Below are 14,976 nucleotides of genomic sequence, written 5' to 3' on the forward strand. Positions count from 1 at the left end.
GTGATAACGCATCTTATCCAGAGAGTTAAGCAAAAAATTAAAGCGTTATTCTACCATTTTTTACCTACCGTTAGCTTTATGCAACAGTTTGAAGTGGTTGAGAAAATGATGGTAATAACCGTTTATTAGGCTAAATTTACCATTTGTCGGATGCTAATAGACATGGCCAGTAATTAAGCAGAGGATTCAAGCTAAGGGAAAAAGGAAAATCGCTATGAATATTATGAATATCTTGTTAAATACAAAGTCACAACATTGTCGCCAGTCGCAGGCTGTTCAGAAGGGCTACTCACTAGTTGAAATGATGATTGCGGTTGCAATTATCGGTATCTTGGGCTCTATTGCACTGCCAAAATATGGGGACTATGTCAAAAAAGGCAAGGCTGCTGAAGCGACTTCTACTCTGGCAAACTTGAAAGTAAGGATGGAGCAGTATTATCAGGATAACCGTACTTATGTAGGAGGAACCTGCGCACCTGCAAGTGGTGCAAAGTATTTCGATTACAAATGTAGCGCCACAACCGCCACTACTTTTGTTCTGGAGGCGGATGGTAAAAATGAGATGTCCAATTTTCAATATACGGTAGACCAAAACGATGTTAAATCTTCAAAATACGATGGTGTTACTGGTAGTTGCTGGTTAACAAGTAAGGAAGGCACATGCTAGTGCAAGCCCCAATGCGCACCATGCTAGGCTATAGCTTGATAGAGCTGGTGGTTGGGATTGCTATAATTGCAGTGTTAGCAGGGTTGGGTGCTTCCAGCTATCGCGATTGGATAGAGAATACGCGCATTCGCAGCGCAGCGGAGTCTATTCAAAACGGCTTGCAAATAGCGCGTGCAGAGTCAGTAAAACGCAATGCGCAAGTTCAGTTTGCCTTTTCTGGTAATTCTGGATGGACTGTGGGTTGTGTTGTCGCAGTAGGAGACTCTGATGGTGATGGTGTTGCTGAGTGTCCTGCAACCATTCGAAGCCGTAGTCAAAACGAAGGCTCTACCGCCAATATCACTGTTTTAACAACGCCAGCGGCACAAACTTCCGTTGTTTTTACTAACTTAGGCTCCACTACCCCAGCGTCATTTACATCGGTTGACATTAACTCTACGCTTGTATCTGGTAGCCGTGCCTTGCGTATTACGGTTGGCGTAGGTGGGAATGTCAGAATGTGTGATCCTGCTGTTGCGCAATCTTCAAACGATTCGCGCAAATGCTAAATGTGTAATGAGGTATAAGGTGAATAATACTGCAAACTTTCTGAACAAGCGCTTACCTGCCAATATGCGCAGTGCTAGAGCACAACAAGGGGCAATGTTGCTTGAGGCGTTAATTGCCATAGTAATTTTTTCTATGGGTATTCTTGCATTAGTGGGCTTGCAGGGGACAATGCTAAGTAATACTAGTAATACTAAGTATCGTGCGGATGCCAGTTATGTGGCGCAACAAAGAATAGGTCAAATGTGGGCAGACTCTGATAATGCGATTAGTTACTTGGAAAATCAAACGGCAATCCCTCAATTATTACCTAATGGTAAGCGTAGCGTAACACAACCTAATTTAAATCAATTTGTGGTAACAGTGACTTGGCAGGCTCCAGGGGATACTGAAGAGCATAATGTGGTGATGAATGCTTCGATTGTTAAAGTTTTACCAAATTAATCGGTAATTGATAAATATTGAGTCCGAGGCCTTTTAGATGCTAACCAATACTAGAAAAAATGATGCAAATATCCTGCATCCTGATGGCTACAAACCCAAAAACGTAAGCACCTATCAGCTTGGATTCAGCCTGATTGAGATTATGGTTGGTCTAGCAATTGGTATGTTGGTTACTCTGGTAATTATGCAGGTTTTTTCAGTCTTTGAAGGCCAAAAACGTAGTACTACCGGTACGGCAGATGCGCAAACTAACGGTAATATTGCGCTTTATAATATCCAGCGAGACGTGCAAATAGCTGGATTTGGCTTACCAGAAATTGACCCCAAAGGTTCACCCATGCAATGCAGTCCATCGCCTTCGTACGATGACCCAGACACGCCTTTTGTTGAAGACTTTGATATGTTCCCGATTACCATAGTAGATGGCGGTACTGGTAGTGATCAGATTACTGTACGTTATGGTGATGCGCCTATGGGTGGATTTTCTTCACTGATCTCAAGTAACCCTGCCGCATTGCCGGAAATTGTTGTTGATAACAACATGGGCTGCAAGGTTAACCACGTCGCTATGATTGTGAATCAGGGTGTTTGTGCAATGACAAAAATCAGAACGGTTACTGCCACCACTAAAGTCACAGTTGCCGTTGATGGCGGTGGGAAGGTGGCGAATGCTGCAAAATCTGGCGCTAGCCTGTTCTGTTTGGGCAATTGGAGTGCGGTCGGCTATGGCGTCAATAATAGCATGCTAGAGCGTAATGGTCAGCCGAGTGTGGCAGAAATTGTGAGCATGCAGGCTCAGTACGGTATTTCGGACACAGCAAATAATAACAAGGTGACATCTTGGGTTGATGCGAGCGGCATCTGGTCTGCGGCAGGATTAACTGTTGCAAATAGAAATCGCATTAAGGCAGTGCGCGTGGCGGTAGTGGCTAGAAATGGACAGTTGGAAAAAGAAACAGTGACCTCAAATGCCCCTGTTGCCTGGCCTGATGAAGCGGGCTCACCGGCGCCAGTGATTAACTTGACGACGATTGAAGATTGGCAACATTACCGTTATCGCGTTTATGAAACCATTATTCCGCTGCGTAATATTATTTGGTCAAAAAACGTATTATGAGTAAATTCACCATGAACTCACTTAATAAAATTAGCTCTCTTTCTGTAGCGTTGCGGCAAGTGAGCGGTACACAAAACAAGATGCGCAAACAAAATGGTGTGGTGCTGTTTTTTGCCCTTATGGCACTCGTCGTTATGTCGCTTGCCGCAGTGGCATTGATTCGGTCTGTAGATACCAATACATTAATAGCGGGGAACTTGGCATTTAAACAATCGGCAACTGCATCAGCAGATACGGGGGTTGAAACCGCCATTAAGTGGCTGGAGGCGAATCAAACAACAGCACTCAATAGTGATAACGTGAATACTGGTTATTATGCATCGCCTCAAGACGATGCGAAGGTACGTTTCACTACTGGGTATAGTTTGGCTGCAGGAGCTGGTATTGCTGCTGGTAAAGATAGTAGCGGTAATACCATTAGTTATGTCGTAGAAAGAATGTGCGTGCCTGGTACAGTGTTGCCTACTACAGGGTTGTATAAGGCAAAAGAAAAATGTTTGCTTGGTGCTGCATCAACAAGCCCTGGATCTCAAGCGACATTGGAGTATCCTGGTACCGGTACGCTGTCTAGTGCGGGTGATCAGCCAATGTACAGGGTTACCGTGCGGGTAACAGGTCCCAGAAATACGCTTAGTTTTACGCAAGCCTTTGTTTATTAGGATTAAATCATGAAAAACTACTTACGGTCCTTCTTAACGCCTTTATCAATAGCTAGCGTGTTATTTTTAGCTGGTATGCTACCGGTGGTACATGCTGCCACGGTTGATTTAGCCACTGTGCCTTTGGCAAACGCCACAACCACGAATGTGCTGCCTAACTTAATGTTTATTTTGGATAACTCTGGCAGTATGAAGCAGGACTACACGCCTGATTACATTAGTGACGTTTTTAATAACCCAGCCACTAATGATAAAAATTGCCGAGATAGTGGCGATGATGGTACATCGGGCTCATCCGGTACACTAGGTGATGTGTTTGCTGGTGTGGTGAGTGGTACGACTCGTGTGCTGGATATGTGCGTGGTGGGTGATGTACCTTTTATGAATAGTGATATGAATAGTCAGTATTACAATCCGGCAATTCGTTATACACCCGGAGTGAATGCAGATGGTACCAGCAGAGGTGACCAAACTACACCTACCAATGTAAGAACAGATTCTTATAATAAGCAAAATACTACACAGCTATTGGCAACCACCAATTATGTTGACCTGACGACTAACTATCCTGATCGTGTTTGGTGTACTAAGCAAAACCCTACTGCCAGTGAGCTGACCAACACCAGTGTATGCCGCAAAAATAGTGACTACTTATACCCCAACGCAACCTTTAAATATGGGCGTACTTCTGGAGTGCCAGATCAGCAGATGACAGCAAGCATGTTAGCCAATGTAATTAAAGTGGCTGGTGCACCTTATTACTATTCAGTCGTGCCAACTGAGTATTGCAGTGAGTCTGAGTTAGTCAATTGCGTATTATCTTCCACACCAACAACCGTAGCTGGTGTCAGTTATAGCTTCCCGGCTAAGTCCCGTTGGTGTAGCAACACCGCGCTGACCACCTGCAAATCAACACGCTCTGGTGCTTATGTCTATCCACGTTATGTCGGCTCGACCATTACAGGTGCTGCTGCGGTTGGTTCGTTTTCGGTTTCGAGTGTAAGCAATGGTACTACTACAGTTGGCAGTGTTAAAGTGAACAATGTTGAGATTATGGGCGGTACTGGCACTGGCTGCGGAACTGCATCATCTACCTCATCAGGCAGTGGGTCTGCGCGACGTAATGCGCTTGCCGACGCAATTGTTGCCAAGATTAATGCCTGTAGTTCTAACCCTGAGTACACTGCAGTTTCTGATGGTGCCAGTAGCCCTAAAATCACTATTACATCTACAGTTGCTGCGGGCGCAAATGGTAACGGAACGGTTCAAGTTAGCAGTTTAACTAATAGCGCAACAGTCGGCAGCATAGTGAATGCTACAGGCGGCGTTAGTAGTTCATCTACTCCACCTTATACCTTTACCCGTACCGATATTACCTCTCTGACCAACAGTTACCCTAAGTCAGCAGCTCGTACAGATTGTGACGCTACTTGTAGCTATGCGCAGGAAATGACCAATTTTTCTAATTGGTATACTTACTACCGTACGCGTATGCAAGCGATGAAAACTGCCGCAAGCTTGGCTTTCAAACCGATTGATAATCGATATAGAGTTGGGTTTATTACAATCGCCAACCAAAGCAGTAATTATTTACCAATCGACAAGTTTGATGCTGGTACAGGTAGCCAAAAAGAGCAGTGGTACACTAAGCTATTTGGCATCACACCTAGCAGCAGTACACCTTTGCGCTCTGCGCTTTCACTGGTTGGCAGAATTTACGCGGGGAAAAATCCTGTAGGCTCTTCAGACCCAGTGCAATATTCTTGCCAGCAGAATTTTGCATTGTTAACAACGGATGGTTATTGGAATACAGATGCTGATGCTGATGTGAAAGATGTTGCAGGTACCGGCCAGGTAGGAAATAAGGATGGTGGGACGTCTGTAGCGCGCCCAATGAATGAAGGTCCGACCGCCAGCTCCAATAGTTTGGCAGACGTGGCTAAATATTATTACGACACTGATCTGCGTACCACTGCACTAAGCAATTGCACTGGCGCACTGGGGTTGGATGTGTGTGTGAATAACGTATTTGTGAGTGGTAGTGATAATAACCCTCAACAGCACATGACTACGTTTACCTTAGGTTTGGGCGTTGATGGCGCTTTAATGTATAGCAGTGACTATAAAACTGCAACATCAGGGGATTTTTATAATCTTAAAAATAGTTTAGGTAGTCCTACAGTGAATTGGCCGGTCCCTGTTGCGGACACTGAAACCGCAGTAGATGATCTTTGGCATGCGGCTGTTAATGGACAAGGCACTTATTTTAGCGCCAAAGACCCTGCCCAGCTTACTAAGGGCTTAACCGAAGCACTTTCCCAAATTAATGCAAAAATTGGGGCGGGTGCCGCCGCTGCGACTAGTACGCTTAACCCTGTGCAAGGTGATAACTATGCTTATCTTGCAAGTTACACCACGGTTAAATGGACCGGCAACTTAGAACAACGCACTATTAATACAACAACAGGGGAGGTCAGTGAGTCTGCGGTATGGTGTGCTGAAGATATCGTGACTGCATCATGCTCAGCACCTAGCTCTATTGTGGCGCAGCCAAGTGGCAGTAGTAGTGTTTATTACTGTGTTACACCAAATGCTAGCAGTTGTCCTGCAGGCATTATGGATGGGACAAATTGCAAGGTCGAGGTGTCCGCCGCTTGCCATGGCACCATGGCGGCTAAGGTTGCCTCTGGGACTAGACGTGTTCTTATGAATAGTGGCGGTGCGCTTGCGAATTTTACTTATACTAATATGACGCCTGTTCAACAATCTTACTTCCAGCAGGCTTATCTTGCACCTAAATTGAGTCAATGGACATCTTTGGATGCTAGTACACAACAGCCAAATGCTAAAGAAGCCAACTTAGTGAACTTCTTGCGCGGAGACACTACGTATGAAGACCGAGGTACCAATACAGTTGTGAATCGGTTGTTCCGTTATCGCGAGGCATTTTTGGGTGATGCACTTGAGTCATCACCGGTGTTTGTAGGCAAGCCAGTATTTAAATATACTGAAAACAATTACCCAAATGGTATAGATGAGAACAGGGGGAGGACTGTATACATAGGTACCAATGATGGCATGTTGCACGCTTTTAATGCAGACACAGGTGAAGAGCGTTGGGCTTATGTGCCAAGCATGGTGATCCCTAATATGTGGAAGTTGGCTGATAAAAATTACTCAACTATGCATGCGAATTATGTAAATGGCGACCCTACCGTTTCTGATGTATATGATGGCGGTAGCTGGAAAACTATTCTAGTTGGTGGACTGAATGGCGGTGGCAAGGGTTACTATGCTTTAGATATCACAAACCCAGATTCACCGATTCTTTTATGGGAGTTTGGTAATAGCGATTGCGCAGGTTGCACTCGCACTGATAACAATATGGGTTATAGCTTCGGTAACCCTGTGATTACCAAAACCCCTGAAAATAAATGGGTGGTGGTATTAACCTCTGGCTATAACAATGGTGGGGGTAGTGAAAGTGGTAAAGGGGTGTTATACGTTTTGAATGCGCTCAGTGGTACTTCGCTAATTTCAAATATAAGTACTGGCGTGGGTGATAATGTAACGCCAAGTGGGCTTGCTGAGATTTCTGCTTGGTCCGATGTGGCCGATGCAGAGAAAGAAAATGTCGCCCATTGGATTTATGGTGGGGATTTATTGGGGAATTTATGGCGTTTTGATATTGGTGCTACACCATCTAGCCCTAACCCTAAACTGGTAGCTATATTGAGAGACCCTCAAAGCAATCGGCAGCCTATTACTACGAGGCCAGAGCTAGGTAAAGTTGGCGAGAATCGCGTTATTTTTGTCGGGACGGGTAAGTATCTTGAAATAAATGATCTTACCGATAAGCAACAACAGACACTTTATGCAATTAAAGATAGCAATGGCCCAACCATCGATAACCCACGTAATACTTTGGTGGAGCAAACGCTAAGTGCACCAAGTAACACACGTATAGGCTCGGCAAATAATGTGGATATGGCCAATGGAGATGGCTGGTTTGTAAATTTCTACGTGCCTGCTGCCTCTGACACTACTACTGCCGCTGAGCGACAAAATGTTGCAGGACAACTGGTTGCTGGTACGCTGTTGGTGCCGACGACGATACCATCTAATGCTGTTTGTAGCCCTGGTGGTTATAGTTATTTTAATTTCTTTAGTTATGATAGTGGCAAGCCGCCAAACCTCTCTACAGGACTGGTTTCAACGAAAACAAATGCGCCAATTGTTGGCTTCAATGTGATGTATATTGCGGGTAAGCCAGTGGTTTCTGCGGTAACCGCAGACGCAAAATTTGAACCTGTAGCCACGGAATTTGGTAGTGGAAATGCCAAGTTCCAAAGTAAACGGGCAATTTGGCGGGAGCTCCTAGATTAACTAGTAATTGTTAAAAAATAAAGAGCGGCGAAGCCGCTCTTTATTTTTTTAATGCTACCAAGTGACATTAGGTTCTGGTAGTTTTAAGGCTGGAGCACTGTTAATGCTGGTGATTACCTGTTCAATCACACTGCCATTTTTTTCAGTCTTACGGATTTTTATCGGTAAGTTCTTATAGTCTGAGGCTAGCCATAGTTCTGTTTTTTCTTCATTATTCGCGCTAGCTTTGATTAAATGGATTGCATTTAGTGCACCAATTTTTGAGTAGATGATTTCCTCACCCTCAAAGCGGTAATTGTAGTTACGCAATGTTTTACCATTGGTAATGTTAATCGCGTTGGACGCCAAAGGCGGCGTGAACATGAACTGGTACATAAAGCTTAATAAGTCTTGTGTGCCAGTTTCTAATTTTTCGGTTTTCTCGCTCTTTTCTGTGCGCAACGTCAATGTATCGTCATCCCAGTGGAAGTTAGCAGTTTGCGATTTTTTGTTGCCGTATCGATAAGAGTAATAGTTTGGTTTTAAACCAGTCTCAGTCACAGAGCCTTGGCTTTCCTGCACTAGGTTCTGAAAAAATAGCGCGGTTATGCCCTGGGCTTCAATAGTACTTTTGATTGAATAACTACCGGACTTGTCTATATTGAAGGTGATGCGCGCATTACCTACTATACTTTTACTTTCGCCTTGAAACACATCAAATTCTGTTTCTATATACTGGGGTGTTAATACCAGCGACGCTTGCTCGGATATTGATGGCTCTATAGATGCAGGCACATCATTCTGCTTAACAGGCTCAGGCTCTAATGGTGGTAGTGGTGTATCTATGTCGTCGATTATAGGAAAGTCAATTTCGTCTTCTCTTGATGTGTCAGTGCTATCAACAGGTTTGGCACTTTCGGTACTGGAAGTTTCAGTTTTTGCTGGTTTGGATTTGGGTGTAATTTTTTCTATGGTTTTGTTTACCACGGCGGGTGATCGTGCTTGCACTAGTTGTACATTGAGAGGCTGATGGTCATCACCTATGTCTGGCAGTGTGAAAGATAGCTCGGATAAGAATAGCGTATGCAATAGCAAAGACACCATCACAGCAGCTATAAGGGCTTTATGAGCTTTAGCATGTGATTTAAGGGTATGAAACATTTGGTTGCTTAGCTAGTGATGGCAGCCTCTAGGTGAGGTGTCTGTGATAGATGTTTCATTATAGAGTAACTTATGGGCAATGATGCCATTGATTAGCCCGAAAAACAGCGCAGCGATGGCAAAAATGGGGACTAAGTAAGCCAAACTGGCATGTGGAATCAACCATAGCCTAACTATAATCAATTGCCCTGCAATGTGTGCAAAGGCCGCAAATATGCTTAACGATACCGTGCCGAAGTGCTTTTTTGGTAAGTGCGTACTTAACCATAATACACCTAGACTCAGCAAGGCGCCGGCTAGGCTAAGTATAAAAGTTGGTGATAGAAACTGCCCTAGTAGCAGGCTGCTGGCAAATACCCGGAGTATGCTCACCCAAGCTGCGCTGGCAAAGCCATATTTAAATAATACATATAAGGTCACAATGTTTGCGATGCCTGGTTTTACGCCGGGTAACGGCGAAGGAACCACAGCCTCTAGCATATGCAACGCAATGGCTACGGTAGCTAGTTTAGCAATGCGGTGGTCTTCTATGGTGGTTTTGATCTGCATCGTTAATCGCGCATCTATAGATTTGTCGTGTATGAGATTTACCGCGTAATACTAGTGCTTAATAGTTGAGCGAGTCATAATGCTTTGTTTCACCAATCAGTTCTAAACTGAGTTGATTGGGTAAGCACAATGCGGCCTGACCGGAGCGTGATAACCAGCCTTGGTGTACGCAGTATTGATTATGGCATGGTGATTGGGAAAATCTCGCTTTGCCATTCATGATGCTCACGGTGGCAGCGCCAATGGCACCCTGCACCTGAATGTCTCGCTGCTGGTTGAGGCTATATGTGCCGTATATGGTGTCACCAAGCCGAATTTGTACACGGGTTGCTTCCTCGTGCGACCATAATTGTTGAAACAATACCACCACCAGAACAATGCCAGCGCTGACGACGCACCAATCACCAATCCGCATGACGCGGGTTTTGGTTTTAATTCTGGTTTTAATGTAGTGTGGTAGCTTGAACATGCAAGTGCTTCTTAAAGTCTACATCTAGCCAAGTGAGCTTGGTTTGCATTTCTGGGGTGACAAATGCTTGTGAGGCTTGATCAATCACCATGTAATGTTGAACGCCCAGAGTGGCTGCGATGGTAGATTTTCGTGCCATTGGTTCAATAAAAATCGGCTTGGATGCAACGTCAGATAACACGCCGGCTTGTGAGCTATGCGCTGCTTGCGGTGGAATTAATACGGTAACGGCCTGTGTATGCTGTACTGGGTAGCCTGTGCGCGGGTCGATAATATGACAGTAACGCTTGCCGTTCAGCATGAAGTAACGTTGATAATCGCCAGAGGTGCCAATTGCCCAGCCGTCGGCTAACTCCAGTGTGGCAATGGCCGTGGGTTTACGCGGGTGCTGTATGCCTACGCGCCAGGGTGTATTGCCATGTTGACCAAGTGCAATGATATTGCCACCGATGTTGATGAGTGCATTGTTCACCTGTTGCTGGCGTAAATAATCTGCCGCCTGATCTAACGCATAACCTTTGGCATAACCACCCAAATCAAGTTTTACATTTGGATTTTTACTGTAAGCCGTATTGTTGTCAATGACGATATCTGGCATGCGCGGATTAGTCTTAACTAGGTTGTTGATATGCGCTTTATCTATATTCACAGCACTAAATTCATCACGCTGAAAGCCCCAGGCGCCAATCAAATGGCCGATGCCCGGGTTGAATAAGCCATTAGACTGCTGTGATAGCTTGGTTGCGTCGAGCAAGATTTCAGCCATGCGAGGACTGATGTTGATGGGCTTCGGGCCCGTGGCGAAGGCAGCGTTAAGGGCGCCCAGTTCATGGGCTTGCTTATCTGTTGACGGCTTCCACGCGTGTAACTGCTGATGCAAGTGCTGAAAGTCTTGCAGAATATGATTGGTCAGCGTTTTGGCGCGTTCTTCAGGCTCGCCATAAATGCTGATATCAACCAGCGTACCGAATACGTAGCTTTGGCTGTGGTAGAGCTGAGGTTGGTTGTAAGCAATGAGCCCCCATATTGCTGTGCAGCATGCCGCTACAATCAATAAGGGCCTTAATCCTTTACGCATTTATGGATGCTGTCGCTGCTCTAACGCATCCATAAAGATGCTGGCAGGGTTGCAGTCGGTTTGTTTGGAAATTTCCACCATGCCAGTAGGGCTGGTGACATTGATTTCGGTGAGATGCTCACCAATCACGTCTAGGCCAACCAAGAACAAGCCTGCTTGTTTTAACACTTTACCAACAGTGGATGCAATTTCACGGTCACGCTCCGTGAGCGGCTGTGCAACGCCAGTGCCGCCTGCAGCTAAGTTGCCGCGTGTCTCTCCCGCCATTGGAATCCGTGCCAGTGCATAAGGTAATGGCTCACCATCAATCACAATGATGCGTTTATCACCTTGCACAATCGCTGGCAAGTAGCGCTGTGCCATCACCGTTTGCGTGCCAAACTGGGTAATGGTTTCCAGGATCACGCTGATATTGGGGTCTTGTAATGTCAGGCGGAAAATACTGCTGCCACCCATGCCATCTAGAGGTTTAACCACAATATCGGCATGCGTGTTGAGAAACTCACGGATTAATACTTGGTTGGCAGTGACTAAGAACTCTGGCGCAAACTGCGGAAAGCGCGTGACTGAGAGTTTTTCATTCCAACCACGAATCGTACTAGGGTTGTTAAATACATGTGCCCCTTGTTGGGCTGCTATTTCAAGTAGGTAGGTACTGTAAAGATACTCGTTATCAAATGGCGGATCTTTACGCATGATGATGGCGTTAAACTCACTGGGCGCGAACTCCGCTTTTTCTGAGGTCACATAACTTTGGTCGGTAAAGTTAAACTGCTGCACGTTAATTCTGGCCTGCGCGCCGCGCAGGAAAAGATCGTGCTGCAAACTCACGAATAGCTCATGTCCGCGCTGACTGGCCTCGCGCATAATAGCAAGGCTAGTATCTTTATAGCTTTTTAAGCTTGCGAGCGGGTCCAGAATAAAGACTAGTTTCATAGGTGCCGGTTTTATTGGTTAAGAGGGTCTTGTTCTTGTAGTTCGATGGCGGCAGCTAGTAATGCTAAGCGCGCAACAACGCCATACGCATAAAAACGGTTAGGGGTGGCATCGGGTGAGCCCGCACAGTCGGGTAAGGTACAGGGCTTCTCAAACGCTAACGGTACAAAATGTGAGCCGGGCGCATTTAAGTTTTCATCCACACCTCTGCCTGTGTGTACACGGTAGAAGCCGCCAATCACAAAGTGATCCATCATATAGACGACTGGTTCTGCAACCGCATCATTGATACTTTCGAACGTGTAAACACCCTCTTGGATAATCACCTCAGTGACTTCTAAGCCCTCTTTAATCACGGACATTTTGTTGCGTGCTTTACGATTGAGGCCACGCACATCTTCTGGCGATTTTACGGTCATAATGCCCATGCCATAGGTGCCGGCATTGGCTTTTACAATCACAAATGGCTCTTGTGTCACGCCGTATTCTGCGTATTTGATTTTAATTTTTTCAAGTAATGATTCTACTTTGGCTGCGAGGCAGTCTTCACCGGTTCTAGCATTAAAGTCAATTTCACCGCAGGTTTCAAAATATGGGTTCAATAACCACTCATCGATGCCTAACAGGTCAGAAAACTCACGTGCTACCCGATTGTAGGCAGCAAAATGTTGTGATTTTCTGCGTGTGCTCCAACCCGCATATAGCGGCGGGATTAGATTTTGTTCTAAATTCTGCAGGATGTCAGGAATGCCGCCAGATAGGTCATTGTTTAGCAGAATGGCACAGCTATCAAATTCACTAAGATTGGTGTCGCCGAGTTTAGCCGCCGCCAGTTTGAGGCGATTGCCTTCACGCACCACTGGCTCTAACAATAACGGCTGGCCGTCATGCGTTTCTAGCACTGTGGGTTCGGTAATTTCTGGGGAGATAGAGCCGATTCTTACATCCATCCCCGCTTGTTTTAGTATATTGGCGAGCTCCACAACATTGCGTAGATAATAAGTGTTGCGGGTGTGATTCTCAGGAATGATAAGTAAACGGCTGGCTTCCGGACAGATTTTTTCAACTGCGACCATCGCTGCCTGCACGCTTAAATGTAAAAAATCAGGATTAAGGTTATTAAAGCCACCGGGAAACAAATTGGTATCAACCGGTGCTAATTTAAAACCAGCGTTGCGCAAATCAACCGACGCGTAAAATGGTGCTGCATGATCTAACCATTGTGTACGAAACCAATGCTCAATTTTTGGCATGGCATTTAGCATGCTTTTTTCTAGAGATAACAGTGGGCCATTAAGTGCTGTTGTTAAATGCGGAACCATATTTTCCTTTTTTTAAACTTTAACGCGGTTATTTTAGAGGTTATCGCTGATACTTGAGCCCTGTCGTTAAGTGATGACTTGATGTGCCTGAGCGTCAGCATGATAGCTACTTCTTACCATGGGGCCACTGGCTGTATTATTAAAGCCCATCATGTCAGCTTTTTGTTTTAAAGTTTCAAAAATGTGTGGTTCTACATAGCGCATCACCGGTAAGTGGTGCACGCTAGGCTGTAGATATTGCCCCAATGTGAGCATGCTCACATTGTGTGCGCGTAAATCTTGCATCACTGCTAAAATTTCTTCATCTGTTTCGCCCAAGCCTAACATCAAGCCTGATTTAGTCGGTACGTGCGGGTACATCTCACCAAATACCTTTAATAAGTTTAATGAGTTTTGGTAGTCAGAGCCTGGTCTTGCCTGTTTATATAGCCTAGGAATGGTTTCCAGATTATGGTTCATTACATCAGGCGGCGCTTTACGCAGAATCTCCAGTGCAACATTTAAGCGGCCACGGAAATCTGGCACCAAGATTTCAATTCTGATATTGGGTGAGTGGGCACGTACTGCATGAATACAGTCAACAAAATGCTGAGCGCCACCATCTAGCAGGTCGTCACGATCTACACTGGTAATCACTACGTAGTTTAAGCGCATCTGTGCAATGGTTTTTGCCAGATTTTCAGGTTCATTAGGGTCTGGCGGCAACGGTTTGCCGTGTGCTACATCGCAAAATGGGCAACGGCGTGTGCAAATGTCGCCCAAAATCATGAAGGTGGCGGTGCCGCTACTAAAGCATTCACCAATATTGGGGCAGCTTGCTTCTTCACATACCGTATGTAGATTATTCTCGCGTAGCACACGCTTAATCTCCTGATAGCGCTCGCCATCAGGTACTTTCATGCGTATCCAGTCAGGCTTGCGCTGGACAGGCTGCGGAATGATTTTAATCGGTATGCGCGACGTTTTTGCTGCGTCAATTTCTTTTACACCAGCAACTTTAGGTGTTTTGTTAGGGGTTACGTTCGTCATACAAATGCTCTAGTTTGCTGGCAAGCATTGTTACAAGCTGCTCACCAATGGTTTGTATATTGGCATTAATGCCGAGATCTTTAGTTTGTGTCACTGCTAGCCCTTTATAGCCGCAAGGGTCAATGGCACTAAATGGGCTTAAATCCATATCTATATTCAGGCTGAGGCCGTGATAGCAGTAGTTGTTCTTAACCCGTAAGCCTAGTGATGCTATTTTTGCCTCGTGTGCGTTTGCCAAGCTGACATAAACGCCGGGCGCATCAGCTTTTGCTACTGCATGTACCTTGTATTGCGCCAGTAATTCTATCACTGTATGTTCTAGCAGGCTGACCAAACTGCGTATATTGAGATGGCGCCTTGATAAGTCTAACAATACGTAAAGGATGACTTGTCCTGGCCCGTGATAGGTAATTTTGCCGCCGCGATCCGTATTTACAACGGCAATGTCATGCCGCGATGGTGGTGCGACCTGCTTACGGTTAAGTCCTAGAGAGTAAACTGGCGAGTGCTCGGTGAGCCATATTTCATCAGCTGACTCAGCCGTGCGTGCTGCAGTGAACTGCTGCATCGCCTCACATGTCGCTTCAAATGAGGTGATGCCTAAATTTCTAACGATAATATTGCTTAACATCGC

14 protein-coding genes are annotated in these 14,976 nt (G+C 45.4%); 6 read left to right on the forward strand and 8 right to left on the reverse strand.

Going from position 1 to position 14,976, the window contains the following annotated elements; all coding sequences use genetic code 11:
• Positions 1–214: 214 nt before the first annotated feature.
• Genes ACSSU7_RS09775 through ACSSU7_RS09800 form a run of 6 tightly spaced genes read left to right on the forward strand, consistent with a single transcriptional unit; the run spans position 215 to position 7,819 of the window.
• Positions 215–667 (forward strand): type IV pilin protein, encoded by a 453-nt coding sequence (locus ACSSU7_RS09775; protein WP_492516296.1) that lies wholly within the window; start codon positions 215–217, stop codon positions 665–667.
• The gene (locus ACSSU7_RS09780; protein ID WP_492516297.1) at positions 661–1,215 is read left to right on the forward strand and encodes a GspH/FimT family pseudopilin; all 555 of its coding nucleotides are present in this window, start codon (positions 661–663) and stop codon (positions 1,213–1,215) included. The genes ACSSU7_RS09775 and ACSSU7_RS09780 overlap by 7 nt, the downstream gene beginning before the upstream one ends.
• Before the next feature lie 19 nt (positions 1,216–1,234).
• Entirely contained in the window at positions 1,235–1,657 is a 423-nt protein-coding gene (locus ACSSU7_RS09785; protein ID WP_492516298.1) for a type IV pilus modification PilV family protein, read from the forward strand.
• Positions 1,658–1,694: 37 nt separating this feature from the next.
• Entirely contained in the window at positions 1,695–2,774 is a 1,080-nt protein-coding gene (locus tag ACSSU7_RS09790; RefSeq protein ID WP_492516299.1) for a PilW family protein, read from the forward strand.
• Positions 2,771–3,433, forward strand: coding sequence for a pilus assembly PilX family protein (locus ACSSU7_RS09795; RefSeq protein ID WP_492516300.1), 663 nt, complete (start codon positions 2,771–2,773; stop codon positions 3,431–3,433). Before ACSSU7_RS09790 ends, ACSSU7_RS09795 begins: the two co-directional genes overlap by 4 nt.
• Before the next feature lie 9 nt (positions 3,434–3,442).
• Positions 3,443–7,819 (forward strand): pilus assembly protein, encoded by a 4,377-nt coding sequence (locus ACSSU7_RS09800; protein ID WP_492516301.1) that lies wholly within the window; start codon positions 3,443–3,445, stop codon positions 7,817–7,819.
• Positions 7,820–7,873: 54 nt separating this feature from the next.
• Here the strand turns inward: ACSSU7_RS09800 and ACSSU7_RS09805 are convergent, their stop codons facing one another.
• The 8 genes from ACSSU7_RS09805 to lipB all read right to left on the reverse strand — a co-directional run bounded on the left by ACSSU7_RS09805 (position 7,874) and on the right by lipB (position 14,973).
• Positions 7,874–8,959 (reverse strand): DUF3108 domain-containing protein, encoded by a 1,086-nt coding sequence (locus ACSSU7_RS09805; RefSeq protein WP_492516302.1) that lies wholly within the window; start codon positions 8,957–8,959, stop codon positions 7,874–7,876.
• Between the two features lie 12 nt (positions 8,960–8,971).
• Positions 8,972–9,508, reverse strand: coding sequence for a Gx transporter family protein (locus ACSSU7_RS09810; protein ID WP_492516303.1), 537 nt, complete (start codon positions 9,506–9,508; stop codon positions 8,972–8,974).
• A 58-nt stretch (positions 9,509–9,566) separates the two neighbouring features.
• Positions 9,567–9,977, reverse strand: coding sequence for a NusG domain II-containing protein (locus tag ACSSU7_RS09815; protein ID WP_492516304.1), 411 nt, complete (start codon positions 9,975–9,977; stop codon positions 9,567–9,569).
• Entirely contained in the window at positions 9,952–11,055 is a 1,104-nt protein-coding gene (locus ACSSU7_RS09820) for an FAD:protein FMN transferase (protein ID WP_492516305.1), read from the reverse strand. Before ACSSU7_RS09820 ends, ACSSU7_RS09815 begins: the two co-directional genes overlap by 26 nt.
• Positions 11,056–11,991 carry a glutathione synthase gene (gshB, locus tag ACSSU7_RS09825; protein ID WP_492516306.1) on the reverse strand — a complete coding sequence of 312 codons (936 nt, stop codon included), beginning with the start codon at positions 11,989–11,991 and terminating at the stop codon, positions 11,056–11,058.
• 11 nt (positions 11,992–12,002) lie between these two features.
• Entirely contained in the window at positions 12,003–13,313 is a 1,311-nt protein-coding gene (gshA, locus tag ACSSU7_RS09830; RefSeq protein WP_492516307.1) for a glutamate--cysteine ligase, read from the reverse strand.
• A 66-nt stretch (positions 13,314–13,379) separates the two neighbouring features.
• The gene (lipA, locus tag ACSSU7_RS09835; protein ID WP_492516308.1) at positions 13,380–14,342 is read right to left on the reverse strand and encodes a lipoyl synthase; all 963 of its coding nucleotides are present in this window, start codon (positions 14,340–14,342) and stop codon (positions 13,380–13,382) included.
• Positions 14,323–14,973: a lipoyl(octanoyl) transferase LipB gene (gene lipB / locus ACSSU7_RS09840; RefSeq protein ID WP_492516309.1), complete on the reverse strand. Its 651-nt coding sequence runs from the start codon at positions 14,971–14,973 to the stop codon at positions 14,323–14,325. Before lipB ends, lipA begins: the two co-directional genes overlap by 20 nt.
• Positions 14,974–14,976: the final 3 nt, after the last annotated feature.

Source organism: Methylotenera sp. E1MeOHC1, assembly GCF_058745595.1.

What these genes read in the sequence shown, in the direction of transcription:
- ACSSU7_RS09775 (WP_492516296.1), top strand. Translation starts at nt 215, where the DNA reads ATGAATATTATGAATATCTTGTTAAATACAAAGTCACAACATTGTCGC.
- ACSSU7_RS09780 (WP_492516297.1), top strand. Translation starts at nt 661, where the DNA reads ATGCTAGTGCAAGCCCCAATGCGCACCATGCTAGGCTATAGCTTGATA.
- ACSSU7_RS09790 (WP_492516299.1), top strand. Translation starts at nt 1,695, where the DNA reads ATGCTAACCAATACTAGAAAAAATGATGCAAATATCCTGCATCCTGAT.
- ACSSU7_RS09795 (WP_492516300.1), top strand. Translation starts at nt 2,771, where the DNA reads ATGAGTAAATTCACCATGAACTCACTTAATAAAATTAGCTCTCTTTCT.
- ACSSU7_RS09800 (WP_492516301.1), top strand. Translation starts at nt 3,443, where the DNA reads ATGAAAAACTACTTACGGTCCTTCTTAACGCCTTTATCAATAGCTAGC.
- ACSSU7_RS09805 (WP_492516302.1), bottom strand. Translation starts at nt 8,959, where the DNA reads ATGTTTCATACCCTTAAATCACATGCTAAAGCTCATAAAGCCCTTATA.
- ACSSU7_RS09810 (WP_492516303.1), bottom strand. Translation starts at nt 9,508, where the DNA reads ATGCAGATCAAAACCACCATAGAAGACCACCGCATTGCTAAACTAGCT.
- ACSSU7_RS09815 (WP_492516304.1), bottom strand. Translation starts at nt 9,977, where the DNA reads ATGTTCAAGCTACCACACTACATTAAAACCAGAATTAAAACCAAAACC.
- ACSSU7_RS09820 (WP_492516305.1), bottom strand. Translation starts at nt 11,055, where the DNA reads ATGCGTAAAGGATTAAGGCCCTTATTGATTGTAGCGGCATGCTGCACA.
- gshB (WP_492516306.1), bottom strand. Translation starts at nt 11,991, where the DNA reads ATGAAACTAGTCTTTATTCTGGACCCGCTCGCAAGCTTAAAAAGCTAT.
- gshA (WP_492516307.1), bottom strand. Translation starts at nt 13,313, where the DNA reads ATGGTTCCGCATTTAACAACAGCACTTAATGGCCCACTGTTATCTCTA.
- lipA (WP_492516308.1), bottom strand. Translation starts at nt 14,342, where the DNA reads ATGACGAACGTAACCCCTAACAAAACACCTAAAGTTGCTGGTGTAAAA.
- lipB (WP_492516309.1), bottom strand. Translation starts at nt 14,973, where the DNA reads ATGTTAAGCAATATTATCGTTAGAAATTTAGGCATCACCTCATTTGAA.